This is a genomic window from Prosthecobacter fluviatilis (assembly GCF_042655725.1).
GTDB lineage: Bacteria > Verrucomicrobiota > Verrucomicrobiia > Verrucomicrobiales > Verrucomicrobiaceae > Prosthecobacter > Prosthecobacter fluviatilis.
The window spans coordinates 582,751-599,509 of record NZ_JBHSMQ010000003.1; the positions used below are offsets into that span (position 1 = coordinate 582,751).

The window sequence follows — 16,759 nt, forward strand, 5'->3', positions numbered from 1 at the left end:
TCTCCCCATGAGCGAAAAGACCATTTTTCAGAAGATCATCGACCGCGAAATCCCTGCCCCGCTCGTTTACGAAGACGACCTCGTGGCCGCCTTCAACGACATCAGCCCCCAGGCCCCCATCCACGTGCTCATCGTGCCCAAAAAGCTCATCCCCCGTGTGGGCGAGGCCGTGGCGGAGGATCGGGCCACACTGGGCGCACTGCTGCTGGCCGCAGGCAAGATCGCTGAAAAGCTCGGCATCTCAGACCGCAGCAAGGGCTTCCGCCTCGTGATCAATCACGGCAAAGATGCCGGTGAATCCGTGCCCCACATGCACGTGCACCTGCTCGCGGGCCGCAGCCTCGATTGGCCACCAGGCTGATCCCAAATAGGCGGCAAGCCGACTGGCTTCACAGTCCTGCTGCAACCAAGGCAGAGAGTCTCTGTCATGCTGCGCCCTACATTGTGACAATATCGTAACAATGAATAAATTGCATTCGTTGGACCCCTCCCCCCGCCCTCAATGGTCCAACGCTCCCACCCCTCGTTTTCACTTCCCAAGCTCCTGTTAGCGCTGCTGCTCTCCGTCATGGTGAAAGGCGCGCTGCAGGCCGCGTCTGGCTACGGGGCTCTGGCAGCGCCCGCTGCCGCAATCACCCCCAAGAAACCGGCCTCGATCTATGATCAGATCTGGGGCAGCTCGGTGCTCTACAAAGCTCACAGCGGCTTTCTCACGAGCCTGGCTCTTCAGGGCATCCTGCAGCTTCAGGATGACCAGGGCTGGTCAGACCGTGGGGACTTCGGCAGCCGCGACCGCCCGCAGGATTCACGCTGGGGCGACTTCGAAGTGCGCCGCCTGCGCTTGGGCTTCAAATCCAAGTGGCTCGACGGAAAAGGCCGCCTGGACGGCCTGATCGACATCAACGCCGACTTCAATCCGTTCTACGGCCGCATCAACATCCTCTTCTTTGAGTACGCGTTTTCCGAGGCGCTGACAGTGGGCTTTGGCAAACATCAGGCCTATTTCGGACTGGAGCGCACCACATCCTCGCGGGAGTTCCTCACCATCGAACGCTCCCTGCTCACAGACGTCCTGTGGACCGGCTGGTACACCGGCATCTGGGCCACCGGAAAGGTGCGCCATTTTTTGTGGGAACTGGCCGCATATGCAGGCGATGACGAACGGGAGTTCACCACCTTCAACGGTGGCGCGATCATTCAGGCCGGCCTCGGCTACGACCTCAAGGAGGCCACAGGGCTGGACCGCGCCTCCATCAATTTCGACTACCAGAAAGCCACGGCGGACACCTCCGTCAAGGGCAGCACCTTTGAGGGTGCGCCGGCTCCTTATGAGTTTGAAAGCGCCCTCTCCCTGAACAGCAGCTGGGAAAAAGGCCCCTGCGCGTTTTATACGGACATTCTTCATGGCCATGGCCGGGAGTCCCAGGGAGATGTCTCCGGCCTCATCCTCATGCCCGCCTTTTTTGCCACCCAGAAGCTGCAGTTTGTGGGGCGCTACCAGTACGCGGTGGCTGAAAACGACGGCCTGCGCCTCTCCAGCCGCTACGACCGCCTGGCCACCGGCATCACCGACAAAGGACATGGGGGCCAGTACCATGCTTTATACCTGGGGGCGAATTACTACATCTACGGCCACAAGCTGAAGCTGATGACCGGCCTGGAATTCGTCACTCTAAGCGGCGGCGGCCACGGTGGCAGCTACAACGGCTGGAGCTGGTCCAGTGCCCTGCGCCTGTATTTCTAGCCTCCGGCAGGCAAAAAAACCGGCCCAGGTGCAACTTTGGCGTATGTTAGGTGTTAGAATCATTGTCAATCCCTCCGTCCGCCATGGAACCGCTCTCACCTCAAGACCCCGTCGCCAAGCTGCTGGCTCAGGCCCGCGCGATCGAGGCTCGTTCCAATTTTGCCCAGAACGTCGTCCGCGCCGCCCGGCAGACGCCCCAGGATCGCGGCTGGCTCGCATCTCTTCGCACCTGGTGGGAGGATGTTTCCTTTGCCTCCCCGGCTGGCAAGTGGGCCTTTGCCTCCGTCAGCATTGCCGTGATGGTGCTCGCCCTGGTGATCTTCCAGACTCAGCCCACCGCCCAAGTCCAGATGGCCGGCAAGCCAGTGCCTGTGATGTCTGTGCCAGACCTCCCCCTGCTCCCGGCTGCGGCCGAGACTCCTTGGGAGGCCACCTTCGACACCCAGGCTCTCCTGGCCGTGGATGACACCTCCCAGCTCACCGACAGTGAGATTGGCTTCCTGCTCTATTGAGCTCCCTGTCACACCCGTGTGACAAAAACGTCGGAACTTGCCGCCGGACGAACTGAGCCGCCATGCCAAATGGCAGGATGGCTTTGCCCGCCTCGACCTTCTGGAATCATCAGCGCTGTCGGCGCCACAGCTGGTGGCTGCTGCTGGTGCTCGCACTCCTGCTCTACCTGCCGGGCACGGGCACCATTCCACTGATGGACCGCGACGAGCCGCGCTTTGCCCACGCCACAGTGGAGATGATGCAGCGCGGCACCTGGACCATCCCCTGGTTCAATGGTGCCTACCGTTTTGACAAGCCACCCCTCACTTACTGGTGGATGCGCCTGCACTACGCCCTGCTGGGCGTGAATGAGCTGGCAGCACGTCTCCACAGCGTGGCGGCCGTCTATCTCACCGCGCTGGTGGTGGCTGGCATGGCGCGGAGACTCACGCAAGAACCACGTGCAGGACTGCTGGCGGGTGCGGCCTGGCTCACCAGCCTGCAGTCGCTGGTGCACGGTCGCCTGTGCGTGGCGGACATGCCCATGATCCTGCTGGTGGCGCTGGCCTGCCGCGCCTTGCTGGAGCTGCTCACCAAGGTTCCCTCCCGCCGCTGGGGTGGCTGGTTCTGGTGCCTGTGGCTCTCTCTTGGCGCCGGTTTTCTGGCCAAGGGCCCCGTCGCGTGGTTCGTGCCTGCGCTGACCTTGCTCCTGTGGCGCTGGGTTTTGTGGAAGAAGCCCCTGCCCTGGCAGCGTCTGCAGGTGCTGCCAGGCCTGGGCATCGCACTGACCATGGTGGCCGCATGGGGTGTGCCTGCTTTGATCGAAACCAACGGCGCCTTCTGGCAGACCGGCATGGGCGAGCATGTGGTGAAGCGCGGCACCGCTGTCTTCAACGGCCGCAAATTCGTGCCCGGCTACTACCTCCTCACTTCCTGGCTCAGCCTCTTTCCCTGGATGGGCTTTGCGCTGCCGGTGTGGCGCAGTCTGCGTGCAAACTGGTCGGCGCAGACCTCCTTCCTCGCCGCATGGTTTCTCGCGCCGCAGATCATCTTCTTTTTCTACGCCACGCAGCTGCCGCATTACGTCATGCCGGGCTATCCCGCCTTCATCGTGCTGCTCGCTTGGGCTTGGTGGCAGCGCACTCCTGATCATGCGGCAGAACTGCCCGGTGCTGCCAAGTGGCTGCCGCTTGCGCTTTCAGGGCTTGTTCTCGCAGGCTGGGGCTTGGTGGCAGCAGTGCCGATTCCAAATGCTGGCCTCCGCACCCTGCTCAGCAGCGCACTGCTGGCGCTCACCTGCGTGCTCCTGCTGGGCGGCTTTGTCGCAGGCGCTTTATGGAAGCACGGCATGACAGCCCGAAACACCGCGCTCGTCGGCCTCACACTGCTGCTCACCAGCGCCAGCCTTTCATTCCTCGGCCGCCAATTGCTCGCCACTTCTATCCCCGTGCAGGTGGCGGCAGAAATCGGCACCATCAAGCCCGACATGACATTCCACGGCTGCGGCTACACCGAACCCAGCCTCGTCTTCTACACCGATCATCCATGGCTCTTCACCGATGACCTCAGCTCCGCCAAAGCTCTGCTGCAAAAGTCCGGCCCGGAGGCCGTCGTGATGCTGCGGCGCGAGTGGACTCTCGACCGCTGGTTCAAATCACTGCTCGGCACTGCACCCAAAGGCCAGACCGCCAAAGACAATACGGCGCTCGTGGATCAGTTGAAGCCGGAGTCCAGCAGCACGCAGACGCTGACCCTCGAAGGCTTCAACATGGCGCGCTTCAGCTGGGCGGAGGTCCAGCTCTTCGTCAGACGCTAGCCGCCGCACGCCGCATGCGCCGCACTGTCAGCCCGAGCGGCACCCCAAAGACACACGCCAGCATCACCGAGGTGATGACATCGCTCGGATGGTGGCAGTTGTTCTGCATGCGCGACCACGCCACCCCTCCAGACACCGCCAGCAGCGGCACACCCGCCGGTGGAAACGCCACCGCCAGCGGCACGCAGGCACCGAATGACGTGGCCGTGTGCGCACTGGGAAAGGACTGTTTGCGCGCGCTCAAGGTGGGGCCGTAAAATCCAGCGGGCACGTTGCTGCCGGGCCGCGCACGCCCGGTGCTCACGCGCACCACATTCGCCACGCCTCCCGTGAGCACCGTGCCCACGACAGCCGCGAGCGTCAGCCTGCGGAAGAACGGCGAGCGCCGCACAAACGCAAAGCAGGTGAGTGTGACGAACACAAACATGTTAAACCCCGCCAGATCTCCCCAGTAGCTCAGCCACCTCGCCGCGCCATGAATGGCTGCATTGTCCGGAGAGTCCTCCGCCCATCGCAGCCGTGCCAGCAGCACAAGATCCTGCGGCATGAGCAGACAGATCAGCACCGCACCCGCCACCATGAAAGTCCACAGCTTGATCCGATTGGCCGCCAGCATGGCCCAAGCGCTGCGGCAGAGGCACAATACATCCGCCCACCAGCAGGCCAGCATGGGCCGCGTGCGATGATCCAGACCTGCGGGGAGCCATGAGGCTGCGTCCTCACTTGCCAGCTCATCCCAGGAGGCCGCATAGGGCGGCAGCAGGCCGTGTTTGTCATTCATCAGCGGCAATCAAAACAAGATCATCAAAATGCCACGGCGTGCATTGAAACGAATTTGTTTCGCCTCGTGACTGTGTGACGAAACAAACACACTCGCCTGCTGGCCCGCTGTCACATTGGAAGGAAGACTCTCTCACTCCTCCTGCGATCATGCTCAAAGAGTCCCCACCCCGCCGTCCGGTTCAGATGTTGAAATCGGCCCACGACATGGTTTTCCGCCATGTTCACAATTCAAACCTCATCTACAACACAGCCTGGGAGGATCCGCGGCTCGACCGCCAGCTCATGCAGCTGAACTCCGACAGCCGCGTGGTCATGATCACCAGCGCAGGCTGCAACGCGCTCGACTACCTGCTCGACAATCCGGCCGCCATTCATGCGGTGGACATGAACTACCGGCAGAATGCGCTGCTGGAGTTCAAGCAGGCGCTCATCCGCCGTGGCGACTTTGAAGAGCTCTTTGAGATGTTCGGCTTCGGCTCTCATGCCGACTACGCCCGCGTCTATGCCCGTGTGCGCAGCACGCTGTCTGACCCTGCACGGAAGTTCTGGGACAAGCGCATCGGCTTCTTCAATCCCACCAGCCTCAAAAAGTCCTTCTACTTTCACGGCACCTCCGGCATCGCCGCGTATGTGATGGGGAATGCGCTCTTCAAGCTGCGCCCGAATGTGAAGAACTTCGCCACCTGTCTGCTGGATGCGCGCTCGCTCGAGGAGCAGCGCAGCGCGTATGAGCTCTTTGAGCGCGAGATCTGGGGCCCCTTCAGCAACTGGCTGCTGCGCCAGCCCACGCTCATGACGCTGCTCGGTGTACCGCGTCCGCAGATCAAGCTCATCCAGGACTCCTACCCCGGCGGCCTCACCGATTATGTGAAGGACAAGCTGCGCCATGTGTTCACCGAGCTGCCCATCGCTGACAACTATTTCTGGCGTGTGTACATGACCGGCTCCTACACGCTGGGCTGCTGCCCCAATTATCTGAAGCAGGAAAACCTGCCCACGCTGCAGCAGCGTGTGGATCGTCTGAAAAGCTACACCACCACACTCTCCGGCTTCCTGCGCGAATATCCCGGCAAATACACGCATTTCGTGCTGCTGGATCACCAGGACTGGCTGGCCGCGCACGACACCGCCGCGCTGCTGGATGAATGGGAGCTCATCCTGGCCAACAGCGCCCCCGGCGCGAAAGTGCTGATGCGCTCGGCGGGTGTGAATCTCGATTTTGTGCCGGAGTCCGTGCGCGCCCGCCTGCGCTTCTTCCCCGAACGCACCGAGGTCCTGCACCAGCTGGACCGCGTGGGCACCTACGGCAGCCTTCACTTTGCGGAGGTGCTGTGATGAGCACGGCGCACGCATCCACAGCCGCCGCGCATGGCACGGGCACTGCGCTCGAGCGCTACTACCAGTTTCACTCGCGCATCTATGACGCAACGCGCTGGAGCTTTCTCTTTGGCCGCGAGGAGGTGCTGATGCGCGCCGCGTGCGTGAGCAAAGCCCAGCGCATTCTGGAAGTGGGCTGCGGCACCGGGCGCAATCTGCCCGGCCTGCGCCGCCGCTTTCCTCAGGCACGGATCACCGGCGTGGATCTCTCCGAGCAGATGCTGTCCATCGCCGCCACCAAGATGAAGGACGACCGCGTCACGCTGCTGAGGCGCTCCTACAGCGCGCCTGTGCACGAAGGCGGCAGCCGTTTCGACCTCGTGCTGTTTTCATACGCGTTGAGCATGTTTAATCCCGGCTGGGAGCAGGCCATCGATGCCGCATGGAATGATCTCGAAGAAGGTGGCGTCATTGCCGTGGTGGATTTTTCCCACACGCGCTTCTCCTGGTTCCGCAACTGGATGGGCGTGAACCACGTGCGCATGGAGGGCCATCTGTGGCCGTATCTCAGCCAGAAGTTTGCACCGCTGCTGGACGAGCGCTTTTCCGCCTACGGCGGCGTGTGGCAGTATGGCATCTTTCTCGGACGCAAACAGTCCTGAGAGTGTGTGGCGATACTGTTTCGTGCAGTTCCGCGAAGCCCTTTCATCATGAGGTGCCATCAGGCATTTCATTCCTCATGACACACCTCCTGCTTTTCGGCGCGGTGCTCGCGCTGTCCGCATTCATTTACTTCCTCCGTCGCTTCAGCACCGCCTGGGCCATGCGCCGCTGGCAGCGCACCCAGGGCATGGTAACGACGGCGGAGATGCGGCGCAGCAAACAGAAAACCCACGACGGCTGCCTGCTCTATGACCCGGTGCTGCGCTATTCCTACAGCGTGGGCGGCCGCACCTTTGAAGGCAGCCGCTACTCACACAAGACTGCAGACAAAGACGCAGGTCGCCTCACGCAGTTCATCGCCCGGCTCACCCAGGGCTCCGAGGTGCCCGTGTACTATCATCCGCACAATCCCGCCGAAGCCGTGGTGCAGCCGCCTGCGTGGCAGGGCTCGGCCATGGCGGCGCTCTCCTGCGCACTGCTCTTGGTCGTGCTGGCAGCCTTCCTCTGGGCCGCGTGAAAAGCCTGACGCCTGCTTTCGCAAACGGGTTCGCCGCACCAGAGCTGCGCCGCTTGGTGGGTGGAATGTGGGCGGCCCAGATCGCCGTGGCGGGTTTTGTGGCCGGTCATTCCTTTCTGCCCAACCGCTGGCTGCATCTCGGCTGGCTATTCATCGCAGGCGCTTGGGCCCTGGCCTGGACAGACTGGCCCGCGCTGCTCAGACAGTGGCAGGCAGATGCAGGCGTGCATTCCATCGTCTGCTTTCTCTCGTGGATGCTCATCCGCTCCTCTGTGCAGATTCCCTTCATGGCCGAACGTGCGTCGGATGAAGTGATCTCCGGCATTTTCGGCATGCTGCTGCTGGTGATGTTTTGCATGCTGGTCTGGCAGCAGGCGAAAAGTGACGAATTTTTTCATGCCATGGGCTGGTTCATGGGGCTCACGTCCGCTCTTGCGGCGCTGATCAGCATCGTGCTTTCCTATTTCGTGCTGCCCGGCCACCAGGCGGGAGAGAGGCTCATGAACCTGCTCGTGCACGGCGGCCTCAACCAGGTGTGCACGGGGCTGATCTTTGGCTTCGCGGCGCTGTGGCTCGCGGCTCTGATGGAGGCAAAGCCAATACCCTTGCCGCGCTGGCTGGGCTGGGCCGTTGTGGGATTGCTGCATTTCGCGGCGTTTCTTTCCGGCAGCCGTGGTGCCATGCTGGCCATGGTCTGTGGTCATCTGGTGCTGCTGCTGACGCGTGGCTGGCGGCGCGGTGGTGCTGCGGCCTGTGTGTTTCTAACTGCGACCGTGCTTTATTTTACCAGCGCACCGTTGTTTGCACACATCCAGCGCTGGCGCGTTGAACCTGCAGTCACTCAAGCCATCACGCCCCCGTTTCAAAAGATAGTCGAGCGTGCGGACAACAACCGCCTGGACATCTACCGCGCCGGATGGCATGCCATGGACCATGTCTGGCTGGGCACCGGCCAGTGGGGCGTGCGCGGGCTCTGGCAATGCGAGCTGCAGTCAAAAACGAGCATCATGATGATGTCACACCTGCACAGCGCCTTTTTTGCCACCTTCGTGCATGGCGGCATCATCGGTGCAGCCTTGCTGCTGGGGGTGCTAGGTCGTGGTATCCGCTGCGCGCATCGTCTGGCCATGGCAGGGGATGCCACCTGGATCTCCCTGCTGGCCTTTGGCTGCGGCGGCCTGCTGTTTGATGGCGAGTCCCTGGCCTCGCTGGCCACGGCACCACGCTTTGAGGGGCTGCTTTTCTGGCTGCCTCTCACCGTGGCGCTGGCGCGTGGTTCCGCTACTGCACCACGCGCAGATTCTTGAACCCTGCCTCGCCGTCAAAGGCGATGAGGTTGAGCTGCTCTTTCGCCTCCGCGATCACGGCATGCCGGCCTTTCGCCGTCACGCCTGCGATTTGAGCGGTGACTTCATCGCCTTTGAAGGTGATGCGCACCGCCTGCCATTCCCCGGCGTTCAGTTTCAGCTTCTGCCGCGCCAGCGGCTCCGTCTGGCTCTTGTCCTGGCCGGCATCGGGGTTCTTGGTGATCTCGATCTGCGTGCTGCTGACGACGATGCGGAAGGAGTGCTTTCCTGCCGTATGAATGCGCAGCGAGACACGCCCGGCGGTGTGCAGCTTCATTTCAAACTGCAGGGTGCCATCGGTGATGGGCAGTGGTCCGGTCAGTGTCGCGCCTTGTTCCTCGGTTTTAGGCGTCGGGTTCCAAATGGCCTCGTCGCGCACCTGCCAGGTGCCGCGTGTCATGATCCAAGGCTTGGCCGGCAGCGCCTTGAAGTCCTGAGCCAGCACCTCTTTGCCTGCCAGCGGTGGCAGGGCGGGCGGCAGCTTCTTCTCCACGATGGGCGGCATCTCGCGGCTGTAGCCGCCGTCACGGTAGCGGTTTACCAGGGCGCTCAGCTCTTTCACCACCTCCGGATTCTGCGTGCTGACATCCACCGTTTCAGCAGGGTCTTCCTTCACGTTGTAAAGCTGCGCCTTGAACTGGCTGGCGCGCGACTTGCGGACACCAAGCTTGATCTCGCTGACGGGCACGCCCTCGATCCACTTCCACGGTCCTTTGCGGATGGCGAAGACACCGTCCGCGCTGTGAATGAACATGTGGTCGCGCGTGGGTGCCGCATCCTTGGTGCCGAGGAAGGCGGGCAGGGCATTGAAGCTGTCCTCAGCTGCCGTGGCGGCGGCGGGCAGCGGCTCGCCCACGATCGCCGCCGTGGTGGCCAGGATGTCAGCCACGCTGATCATGTCATCGCAGACCGTGCCGGCAGGGATCTTCGCAGGCCAGCGGGTGATGAAGGGCACCTTGAACCCGCCCTCCCAAACGTCGTGCTTTCCGCCGCGCAGGTCGGCATTCACCTTCAACCCGGTCTTGTAGGCCTGCGTCTGCACGGTGTCTCGCGTGGGGGTGAAGACGCCGCCATTGTCGCTGCTGAAAATGACCAGCGTGTCCTGCGCCACGCCTTTTTCATCCAGCGCCTTGAGCACGCCGCCCACGCTCCGGTCCAGCTCCTGGATCCAGTCGCCGTAGAGCCCGGCCTTGCTCTTGCCGGCCATGTCCTTGTCCGGCGTCACCGGATTGTGCACGGCCACCGGAGTGTAGTAGAGGAAGAACGGCGTGCCCTTTTTCTGCTGCGTAATCCATTCGGCGGCCTTGGTGGTCAGCAGTGGCATCACGCGCTGGTTCACGCGCCTCGGCGCATCCAGATCCAGAATCGTCGCCTTGCCGTTTTCCGTATCTTCAGGTCCGTAGGTGGCCTTGAAGTTCGGATCGTCGGAATCAGGCCCTTTCAACTTCATGCCTGTCGGGATTTTCCCGCTGCGCAGACCATAGACAAAACGATTCTCCACAAACACGCCTGTGAGGTCGCCGTGATTGCTCGGCACGCCGAAGTGGTAGTCAAAGCCGATGTCCAGCGGGCCGGGGGAAAGCTCGGCGGTGTAGTCCGTGCGCCACTTTAAGGAGCCGTCGTCCGTGCCGTAGCCGAGGTGCCATTTGCCAATCGCCGCAGTCTGGTAGCCGTGCTTTTTCAGCAGCGAGGCCATGTTCAGCCGCGTCGTCTCAATGTGCAGCGGGGAAAAGGTGCCCAGCACCTCGTGCGTAAGCGAGGTACGCCAGCAGTAGCGGCCCGTCATGACCGAATAGCGCGTGGGAGAGCACACGGAGGAGGTGGTGTTGGCATCCGTAAACCGCCGCCCCTCTCGCGCCAGGCGGTCGATGTTCGGCGTCTGCACCAGGCTGCCGTCCGCCCCGTAGCACCCCGCGCTGCCATAGCCGTAATCGTCGGCGAGAATGATGACGATATTGGGCGTGTCTGCGGCGAGCGCAGAGGAGACGAAGAAAGCGAGGAGGAGCAGAAAACGCATGCCGCGTTGACGAAGACGACGCGGGCGGACTTTCATCAAGTTACGCCTTTCCCATTGCGACGGCCCCGGCACGCATTCACAATGCAGGCTGCCATGCCTAGCCGTGCCCTTTTCTCCATCCTGCTCTGCGCTCTCAGCCTCATCATGACCGGTTGCGAGACCTCCGGCCTCACCCAGCAGCAGTCTGCGGCCGTGGAGGCACGCCGCCGCCAGATCGCCATGGAGCCGCGCGGTGATTACTTCATCGGCCGTCGTTTCTACATCAATCACACCCACCTCTGGGGCTATGTGCGCAGCCCGGGACAGGGCTGGGAGAGCTCCAAGCTCGTGATCATGAACGAGCGCTACCAGAAGATTCCCTACCGCCTGCCTGAGGCGCCGACGGACGGCGGCTACGCCTACGGTGATGACCACAACACCGAGTACACCCTCTATGGCCGCTTCACCGGCCGGAAGGTGTTTGACCCTAACAGCAACCTGGTGCTGCCTGAATTTGAACTGCGCCGCTGGGAAGTCCGCAACGAAAGCCCCGGCTGGCTTTTCAAGCCCAACGAAAGATTCAACGGCAGCCAGCTCCTGCGCGCCGAACCCGGCACCACGCCCTAAAGGCGGAACGTCACCACCAAACGGCAAATGACGAAGCACACCCCCCTCGTCATATCCAACGGCCGTCTCCACTTTCATCCTTTTATCTCATGCCCACGACCGACCTGATCGCCGATCTCGAATGGCGCGGCCTGCTGAAGCAGTGCAGCGACCTCGAAGCCCTCAAGGAAGCCCTCAAGACCCAGCAGACCTTTTATTGCGGCTTTGACCCCACGGCAGACAGCCTCCACATCGGCAACCTGCTGCCTCTGATGGCACTGCGTCGCGTGCAGGAGCATGGGCACAAGGCCATCGCCATCGTCGGCGGCGGCACCGGCCTGATCGGCGACCCCAGCGGCAAGGCCAACGAGCGCACGCTCAACACCCCCGAAACCGTGGCGGCGTTCGTGAAGCGCATCGAAGTGCAGATCCGCAGCATCCTCGTTCCCGAGCAGACCATCATTGAAAACAACGCCGACTGGCTCTGCAAGCTCAGCGCCATCGAATTGCTTCGTGACGTGGGCAAAAACTTCACCATCGCCTGGATGCTGGCGAAGGACTCCGTCAGCTCCCGCCTGGAGACTGGCATTTCCTACACCGAGTTCACCTACATGATCCTGCAGTCCTACGACTTCGTGGTGCTCAATGAGCGCCACGGCTGCACCGTGCAGATCGGCGGCAGCGACCAGTGGGGCAATATGACCGCTGGCATTGATTTGGTTCGCAAAATGCGTGGCCAGCAGACCCATGTGGTCACCTTCCCGCTCATTACCACCAGTTCGGGCAAGAAGTTTGGCAAGTCGGAAGCGGGCGCGATCTGGATGGACCCGAAGAAGACCAGCCCGTATGCCTTCTACCAGTTCTGGGTGAACTCCGAGGACCCGGACGTGCCGCGCTTCCTGCGGCAGTTCACGCTGCTTTCGCATGAAGAGATCGAAGCCATTGAGGCTGAGCACAATGCGAACCCTGGGCAGCGCAGCGGCCACAAGCGCCTGGCGGCAGAAGTGACCCGCATGGTGCATGGCGAGGAAGAGCTGCAGAAGGTCATCCTGGCTTCGCAGGCTCTTTTTGGCGGAGCCGATCTGGCCTCTGCTGACGTGGATACGCTCATCGAGGCCACCGCCTCCGCCCCGAGCACCACGGTGGATCTTGCGGCTATCCCAGGAATTGCCGATCTGCTGGTCACCCTCGGTCTCGCCACTTCGAAGGGTGATGCCGGACGCCTCATGAAGGGCGGCGGCTTCTATATCAACAATGTACAGGTGCCTGCTGGTGAAGTCCCCGTGCTCACCGCCGAGCACTTTCTCGACGGCAAGCTCTGCATCCTGCGCAAAGGTAAGAAGAGCTATGCGACGGTAAGAGCGGGAATGTAAGAGCAGCGCAAAACCAGTCGGCAACGACGCAACATCACGACTTCCATGAGGCGAATCATCATGCTCCTGTTCGCAGGCTTTCTCGCGCCCGCGTTTTCCGAAGACATTGAAACTGAACTGCTTATCGTGGGTGGGAATGAGTCGGGATGTGCGGCGGCGGTGCAGGCGGCTAGGCTGGGGGTGAGGAAGATTGTGCTGGTGAATGACATTGAGTGGCTGGGCGGGCAGTTCAGCGCGGAGGGGGTGGGGTGTCCGGATGAGTGGACGGCGGTGAACGGACGAAGGGTGAATTTTCCGCGCAGCGGGATCTACAGCGAGGTGATTCAGCGCATCCGGGCGCATAATTCGCAGGTTTATGGCATGCCAGCGCCGGGGAACTCGTTTTGTGGCACGGAGACGATTGAGCCGTCAGCGGCGGCGAGGATTTTTGAGGAATTGCTCAAGCCGTATGTGGACTCGGGGGTGCTACGGATTGAGCGCGGGTGGCAGTTGCAGAGGGTGATTGTGGAGGAGAAAAGAGTCGCGGGTTGTGTCTTTTTCCGCAATTCCTCAAGCACGCTTAACATTCGGGCGAAGCTGACGCTGGATTCCTCGGACTGGGGTGATGTGGTGAAGATGAGCGGGGCGAAATATGGCGCTGGCGCGGACCTCAAAGCACGGTTTGGGGAGGCCAGCGCGCCTGAGGCCTATGACGATGCGGGCCGGCAGGAGATGAACCCGCTGTCGTGGTGTGTGGTGCTGAGGGAGGCGGCCAAGGACAACGTGGTGGCCAAACCGGGGACGTATGATGCGAGGTCGTTTGCGCAACTGGACAAGACGCCACCGTGGGTGGACAGCGACATGAGCACGGGGCCTTACAGCCAGTCGGGCTGGAGTGTGTACACGCACCGGAGGCTGGTGGACCGCTGGCACAACGGGCTGGCAGTTGGGACGGAGGCGACGTTTTTGAACTGGCCGGTGCAGGACTATCCGCTGTGCCAGCTGCCGCAGCGGGTGGTGGATGCGCTGGAGAAGACGGAGGCGGGGGCGTCGAAGAAGAACATCGTGGATCTGACGCCGGCGCAACGGCAGATCATTTTCAATGATGCGAAGCAGCATGCGCTGGGGATGCTTTATCATCTGCAGACGGCGGTGCATGAGCGCGTGGGGGACTTCCCGCAGAGCTTCCGGCACATGGAGCTGACCAAGGAGTTTGGCACGGCGGACCAGCTGCCGCCGAAGCCGTATGTGCGCGAGGGGCTGCGGCTGGAAGCGCTATACATGCTGCGGGAGCAGGACATCCGCGCGGAAACGCGGGAACCGAAGTGGGCGAAGGTGATGGTGCCGGATGGTGTGTTTGGGTTTCAGTTCAACATCGACTTCCATCCGACACGGCGGAAGTTTCTGGGGGATGACCGCAATGGGGCGTGGCAGTTTGTGCAGACGCCCTCGCGTGGCTGGCACACGGACACGGACCGTGCGATGTTTCCGCTGCGGGGTCTGGTGCCGGTGGAGATGGACGGGCTGCTGGGGTGCTCCAAGAACATCGGTGTGAGCAGCGTGGTGCAGAGCGCGCTGCGGCTGCACGGGCAGATGATGCATGTGGGGCAGGCGAGCGCGACGCTGGCGTGGCTGTGCCTGCGGGATGGTGTGCAGCCGCGAGCGGCGGCGGGCTCGCAGAAAAGCTGGCGGGAGATTCAGCTAAGGCTGGTGCGTGGCACGGGCGGGCCAGGAATGCTGCTCTGGCCGTGGCAGGATCTGCCGCTGGAGGCGGGCTATTTTGAAGCGGCCAACCTGCTGGCGGTGCGTGGCCTGTGGCCTGCGGATGCGGGCAGCGTGCTGTTTGATGCGGAGCATGTGATGACGCGCCGGGAGCTGGCGCGGGTGCTGGCACGGGTCGTCCGCGCGAGATCGAATGCGCCGGAGTGGCAGGTGGCTGCAACGCCGCGCTTTGGCGATGTGGGGCAGGAAGACGCGGACCGGGCGGCGATCGAGTCTGTGTGCGCGTGGGGGATCACCACGACGGACAGGAGTTTTCATCCTGAAGAGCGGGCTGACTGGGCCACGCTGTACCGCTGGTGCACGGCGCTGAAGCTGAAGGTGGATCGCGGGCTTTTCAGCAAGGACGTGGCGCAGCGTGCGCTGACGCGCGCGGATGCGGTGGTGCAGCTCTGGCATGCGCTGCAGCAGCAGGGCGAGTGGCTGTGCGAAGATGATGCGTGGCTGCAAAAGGAGCATGACCACGATGAAGACGGGAGGAAGGATCTGGATGATCCCCTGCCCTTTGACAGCAACAACAACGGGGTGCCGGACAGGCTGGAGTTTGTGAGGTGAGCGGGGGGAAGGCGGAGCTGGGAAGATAAGAGTGGTGTGTGATGGCGGGGTGCCGCACAGGGACTGTGCGGACCACTATGCTGGCGCATTTGCGAAGCCCTTGGAACCGGTTTGGCTATGTGATTGTTTAAAAGAGGCCGGTGGATCAGGCTTCTTTGCGCTGGGCCCACTTTTTGCCGGAGGCGAGGGCGCGGAGGGTTTCGGCGAGGCGGCGCTGGAGGGTTTCCTCCTGTTTGGCGGAGCTGATCCAGACTTTGTATTCGCGCTGGCAGGAGATGCTCATGGCATTGAAGCCTGCGGCGGCGGCTTTGTTTTGCTTGAGCGCCTTGGCGAGTGCGGGCGGCATGGGCCACTCGGCGCGCTTTTTGGGCGGCGGAGGTTTGGCGGATTCGTCGGAGTCGAGCGCGACAGCGGCGTGCACGAGGCGCTGGAGGGCCTTCACGTTGAGCTTTTCCAGCCTGGTGACGCGGATGGTCAGTATGCTGGTATTGGCCTCGCCGCCTTCGAAAAGATCTGTGATGTCCCGGAGCTCGGTGCCGCGAAAGAAGGTGATGCCGAGGTGTTTCTGGCAGGCGCTGAGGGCGCAGATGTTTTTGCGGCCGCTGAAGCAGAGCATGTTCCACTTGATGGATTCGGCGAGGTCGGGCTCCCAGTGCTGGATCCAGGTGCGCACCTGCCGGGCCATGCGCTGGGAGAAGTCCGGCGCGAGGTCGAGCCAGGTCTCGGGGTCGCGGGTGGAGGTGCGCGCTACGTCCATGCGGTCTCAGCTTACGGGCTTGAGCACGACCTTGCTGACATCGAGGACGGCGCTCTTGGCCTTGGAGACGGGGTCGATGACGAGGCGCATTTTGCCGGGGGCCTTGATGTCCACCTCGCCAACGGATTCCTCGGCCCATTTCTGGAAGCCGCCGGTGTCTTTGACGGTGAATTTCAACTCCTGCGCGCCGACTTTGACGGCGACCTGGCTGCCTTCGTTGCCGGTGCCACAGCCATGGACGACGGTGACTTTGTAGCGGCCGGGCTTGGTGACTTCGAAGTCCCATTCGGCGAAGTCGTCCTCGCTGGTCCAGAAACCGAGGCAGTTTTTTTCGGACTTGGGCTCGTAGCGCATGTTTTCGGCCCAGGTGGTGGCGCTGGCGGCTTCGAGGACGATGCTGCCGTCTGCGGCCTGCACGGGTGAGGGGCCTTCAGGGGCGGGGACGAAGGCGATCTCGTGCACTTCAAAGCCGGGCTCGCCGCTGCCGGTGGCGGCAGTGAAGATGGAGAAGGGGTAGGTCATGGGCTTTTCCACATAGACCGTGCCGTAGATGGCGCACTTGGGCTGGCTGGTGGCGGTGAGCGTCTTTTTGAGCGGCTGCTGGGCGAAGCGGAACTGGGTGCCCAGGGTGGTGCTGCGGAGGGTGTAGGTGACGCGGACTTCGTAGCGGCCCCAGCGCTTGGGGTTGAAGCTGGTGCAGTCATACTGGTCCCAGTGCTGCTGGGTGGTGTGCTTGAGGTCCTGGGGGCTGATGACAATGACGCCGCGTTTGGGCTCATCGGCGCGGAGAACGGGGTCGTCGCTGCCGAAGCCGTTCAGATCCACGGGGGTGGCGGAGAAGACGGGCTCTGCGGGTTTGGCAGGTGCGGGGGGCGGTGCTGGAGCGGCAGGCTTGGCAGCCACGGGTGCCGGGGCCGCTGCGGCGGGTGCCGAGGCGGCGGGAGGCTGCTCTTGCTTGCCGCAGGAATTGAGAGCGAGGAGCAGCGCGAGCGCGCCGGCGGCGTGGGAAAGAGGGTGGCGGGTCATGGTTGTATGG

15 protein-coding genes are annotated in these 16,759 nt (G+C 62.7%); 11 read left to right on the top strand and 4 right to left on the bottom strand.

The genetic code is table 11. The features are described from left to right. Window positions 1-7: 7 nt before the first annotated feature. The 4 genes from ACFQDI_RS11005 to ACFQDI_RS11020 all read left to right on the top strand — a co-directional run bounded on the left by ACFQDI_RS11005 (window position 8) and on the right by ACFQDI_RS11020 (window position 4,052). Window positions 8-361: an HIT domain-containing protein gene (locus ACFQDI_RS11005; protein WP_377166421.1), complete on the top strand. Its 354-nt coding sequence runs from the start codon at window positions 8-10 to the stop codon at window positions 359-361. A 141-nt stretch (window positions 362-502) separates the two neighbouring features. After that, window positions 503-1,744, top strand: a complete 1,242-nt coding sequence (locus tag ACFQDI_RS11010; RefSeq protein ID WP_377166423.1) for a porin — start codon at window positions 503-505, stop codon at window positions 1,742-1,744. Window positions 1,745-1,827: 83 nt separating this feature from the next. Beyond that, window positions 1,828-2,256 (top strand): hypothetical protein, encoded by a 429-nt coding sequence (locus ACFQDI_RS11015; protein WP_377166425.1) that lies wholly within the window; start codon window positions 1,828-1,830, stop codon window positions 2,254-2,256. Between the two features lie 77 nt (window positions 2,257-2,333). Beyond that, window positions 2,334-4,052, top strand: a complete 1,719-nt coding sequence (locus ACFQDI_RS11020) for an ArnT family glycosyltransferase (RefSeq protein ID WP_377166427.1) — start codon at window positions 2,334-2,336, stop codon at window positions 4,050-4,052. On the opposite strand, the gene ACFQDI_RS11025 is transcribed toward ACFQDI_RS11020, so the two are convergent. After that, on the bottom strand, window positions 4,042-4,833 hold the full coding sequence (locus ACFQDI_RS11025) for a phosphatase PAP2 family protein (protein WP_377166429.1): 792 nt from the start codon (window positions 4,831-4,833) through the stop codon (window positions 4,042-4,044). The two genes, ACFQDI_RS11020 and ACFQDI_RS11025, sit on opposite strands and share 11 nt — an antisense overlap. Before the next feature lie 206 nt (window positions 4,834-5,039). On the opposite strand from ACFQDI_RS11025, the gene ACFQDI_RS11030 reads away from it, so the two are divergent. From ACFQDI_RS11030 to ACFQDI_RS11045, 4 genes are all read left to right on the top strand, one after another. Continuing rightward, entirely contained in the window at window positions 5,040-6,170 is a 1,131-nt protein-coding gene (locus tag ACFQDI_RS11030; RefSeq protein ID WP_377166431.1) for a BtaA family protein, read from the top strand. Next, window positions 6,170-6,814 carry a class I SAM-dependent methyltransferase gene (locus ACFQDI_RS11035; protein ID WP_377166433.1) on the top strand — a complete coding sequence of 215 codons (645 nt, stop codon included), beginning with the start codon at window positions 6,170-6,172 and terminating at the stop codon, window positions 6,812-6,814. The genes ACFQDI_RS11030 and ACFQDI_RS11035 overlap by 1 nt, the downstream gene beginning before the upstream one ends. A 77-nt stretch (window positions 6,815-6,891) precedes the next feature. After that, the gene (locus ACFQDI_RS11040) at window positions 6,892-7,332 is read left to right on the top strand and encodes a DUF3592 domain-containing protein (protein WP_377166435.1); all 441 of its coding nucleotides are present in this window, start codon (window positions 6,892-6,894) and stop codon (window positions 7,330-7,332) included. Further along, window positions 7,329-8,639, top strand: coding sequence for an O-antigen ligase family protein (locus ACFQDI_RS11045; RefSeq protein WP_377166437.1), 1,311 nt, complete (start codon window positions 7,329-7,331; stop codon window positions 8,637-8,639). Before ACFQDI_RS11040 ends, ACFQDI_RS11045 begins: the two co-directional genes overlap by 4 nt. Here ACFQDI_RS11045 and ACFQDI_RS11050 read toward each other — a convergent pair. Then, entirely contained in the window at window positions 8,614-10,695 is a 2,082-nt protein-coding gene (locus tag ACFQDI_RS11050; RefSeq protein WP_377166439.1) for a sulfatase-like hydrolase/transferase, read from the bottom strand. The two genes, ACFQDI_RS11045 and ACFQDI_RS11050, sit on opposite strands and share 26 nt — an antisense overlap. A 93-nt stretch (window positions 10,696-10,788) precedes the next feature. On the opposite strand from ACFQDI_RS11050, the gene ACFQDI_RS11055 reads away from it, so the two are divergent. From ACFQDI_RS11055 to ACFQDI_RS11065, 3 genes are all read left to right on the top strand, one after another. After that, window positions 10,789-11,301, top strand: a complete 513-nt coding sequence (locus tag ACFQDI_RS11055) for a hypothetical protein (protein WP_377166441.1) — start codon at window positions 10,789-10,791, stop codon at window positions 11,299-11,301. An 89-nt stretch (window positions 11,302-11,390) separates the two neighbouring features. After that, window positions 11,391-12,653, top strand: a complete 1,263-nt coding sequence (gene tyrS / locus ACFQDI_RS11060) for a tyrosine--tRNA ligase (RefSeq protein ID WP_377166443.1) — start codon at window positions 11,391-11,393, stop codon at window positions 12,651-12,653. 60 nt (window positions 12,654-12,713) lie between these two features. Continuing rightward, window positions 12,714-14,966 (top strand): FAD-dependent oxidoreductase, encoded by a 2,253-nt coding sequence (locus ACFQDI_RS11065; RefSeq protein WP_377166445.1) that lies wholly within the window; start codon window positions 12,714-12,716, stop codon window positions 14,964-14,966. A gap of 145 nt (window positions 14,967-15,111) precedes the next feature. On the opposite strand, the gene ACFQDI_RS11070 is transcribed toward ACFQDI_RS11065, so the two are convergent. Both ACFQDI_RS11070 and ACFQDI_RS11075 read right to left on the bottom strand, forming a co-directional pair. Continuing rightward, window positions 15,112-15,723 carry a YdeI/OmpD-associated family protein gene (locus tag ACFQDI_RS11070; RefSeq protein WP_377166447.1) on the bottom strand — a complete coding sequence of 204 codons (612 nt, stop codon included), beginning with the start codon at window positions 15,721-15,723 and terminating at the stop codon, window positions 15,112-15,114. Between the two features lie 6 nt (window positions 15,724-15,729). Then, the gene (locus tag ACFQDI_RS11075) at window positions 15,730-16,749 is read right to left on the bottom strand and encodes a DUF5077 domain-containing protein (protein WP_377166449.1); all 1,020 of its coding nucleotides are present in this window, start codon (window positions 16,747-16,749) and stop codon (window positions 15,730-15,732) included. Window positions 16,750-16,759 lie beyond the last annotated feature (10 nt).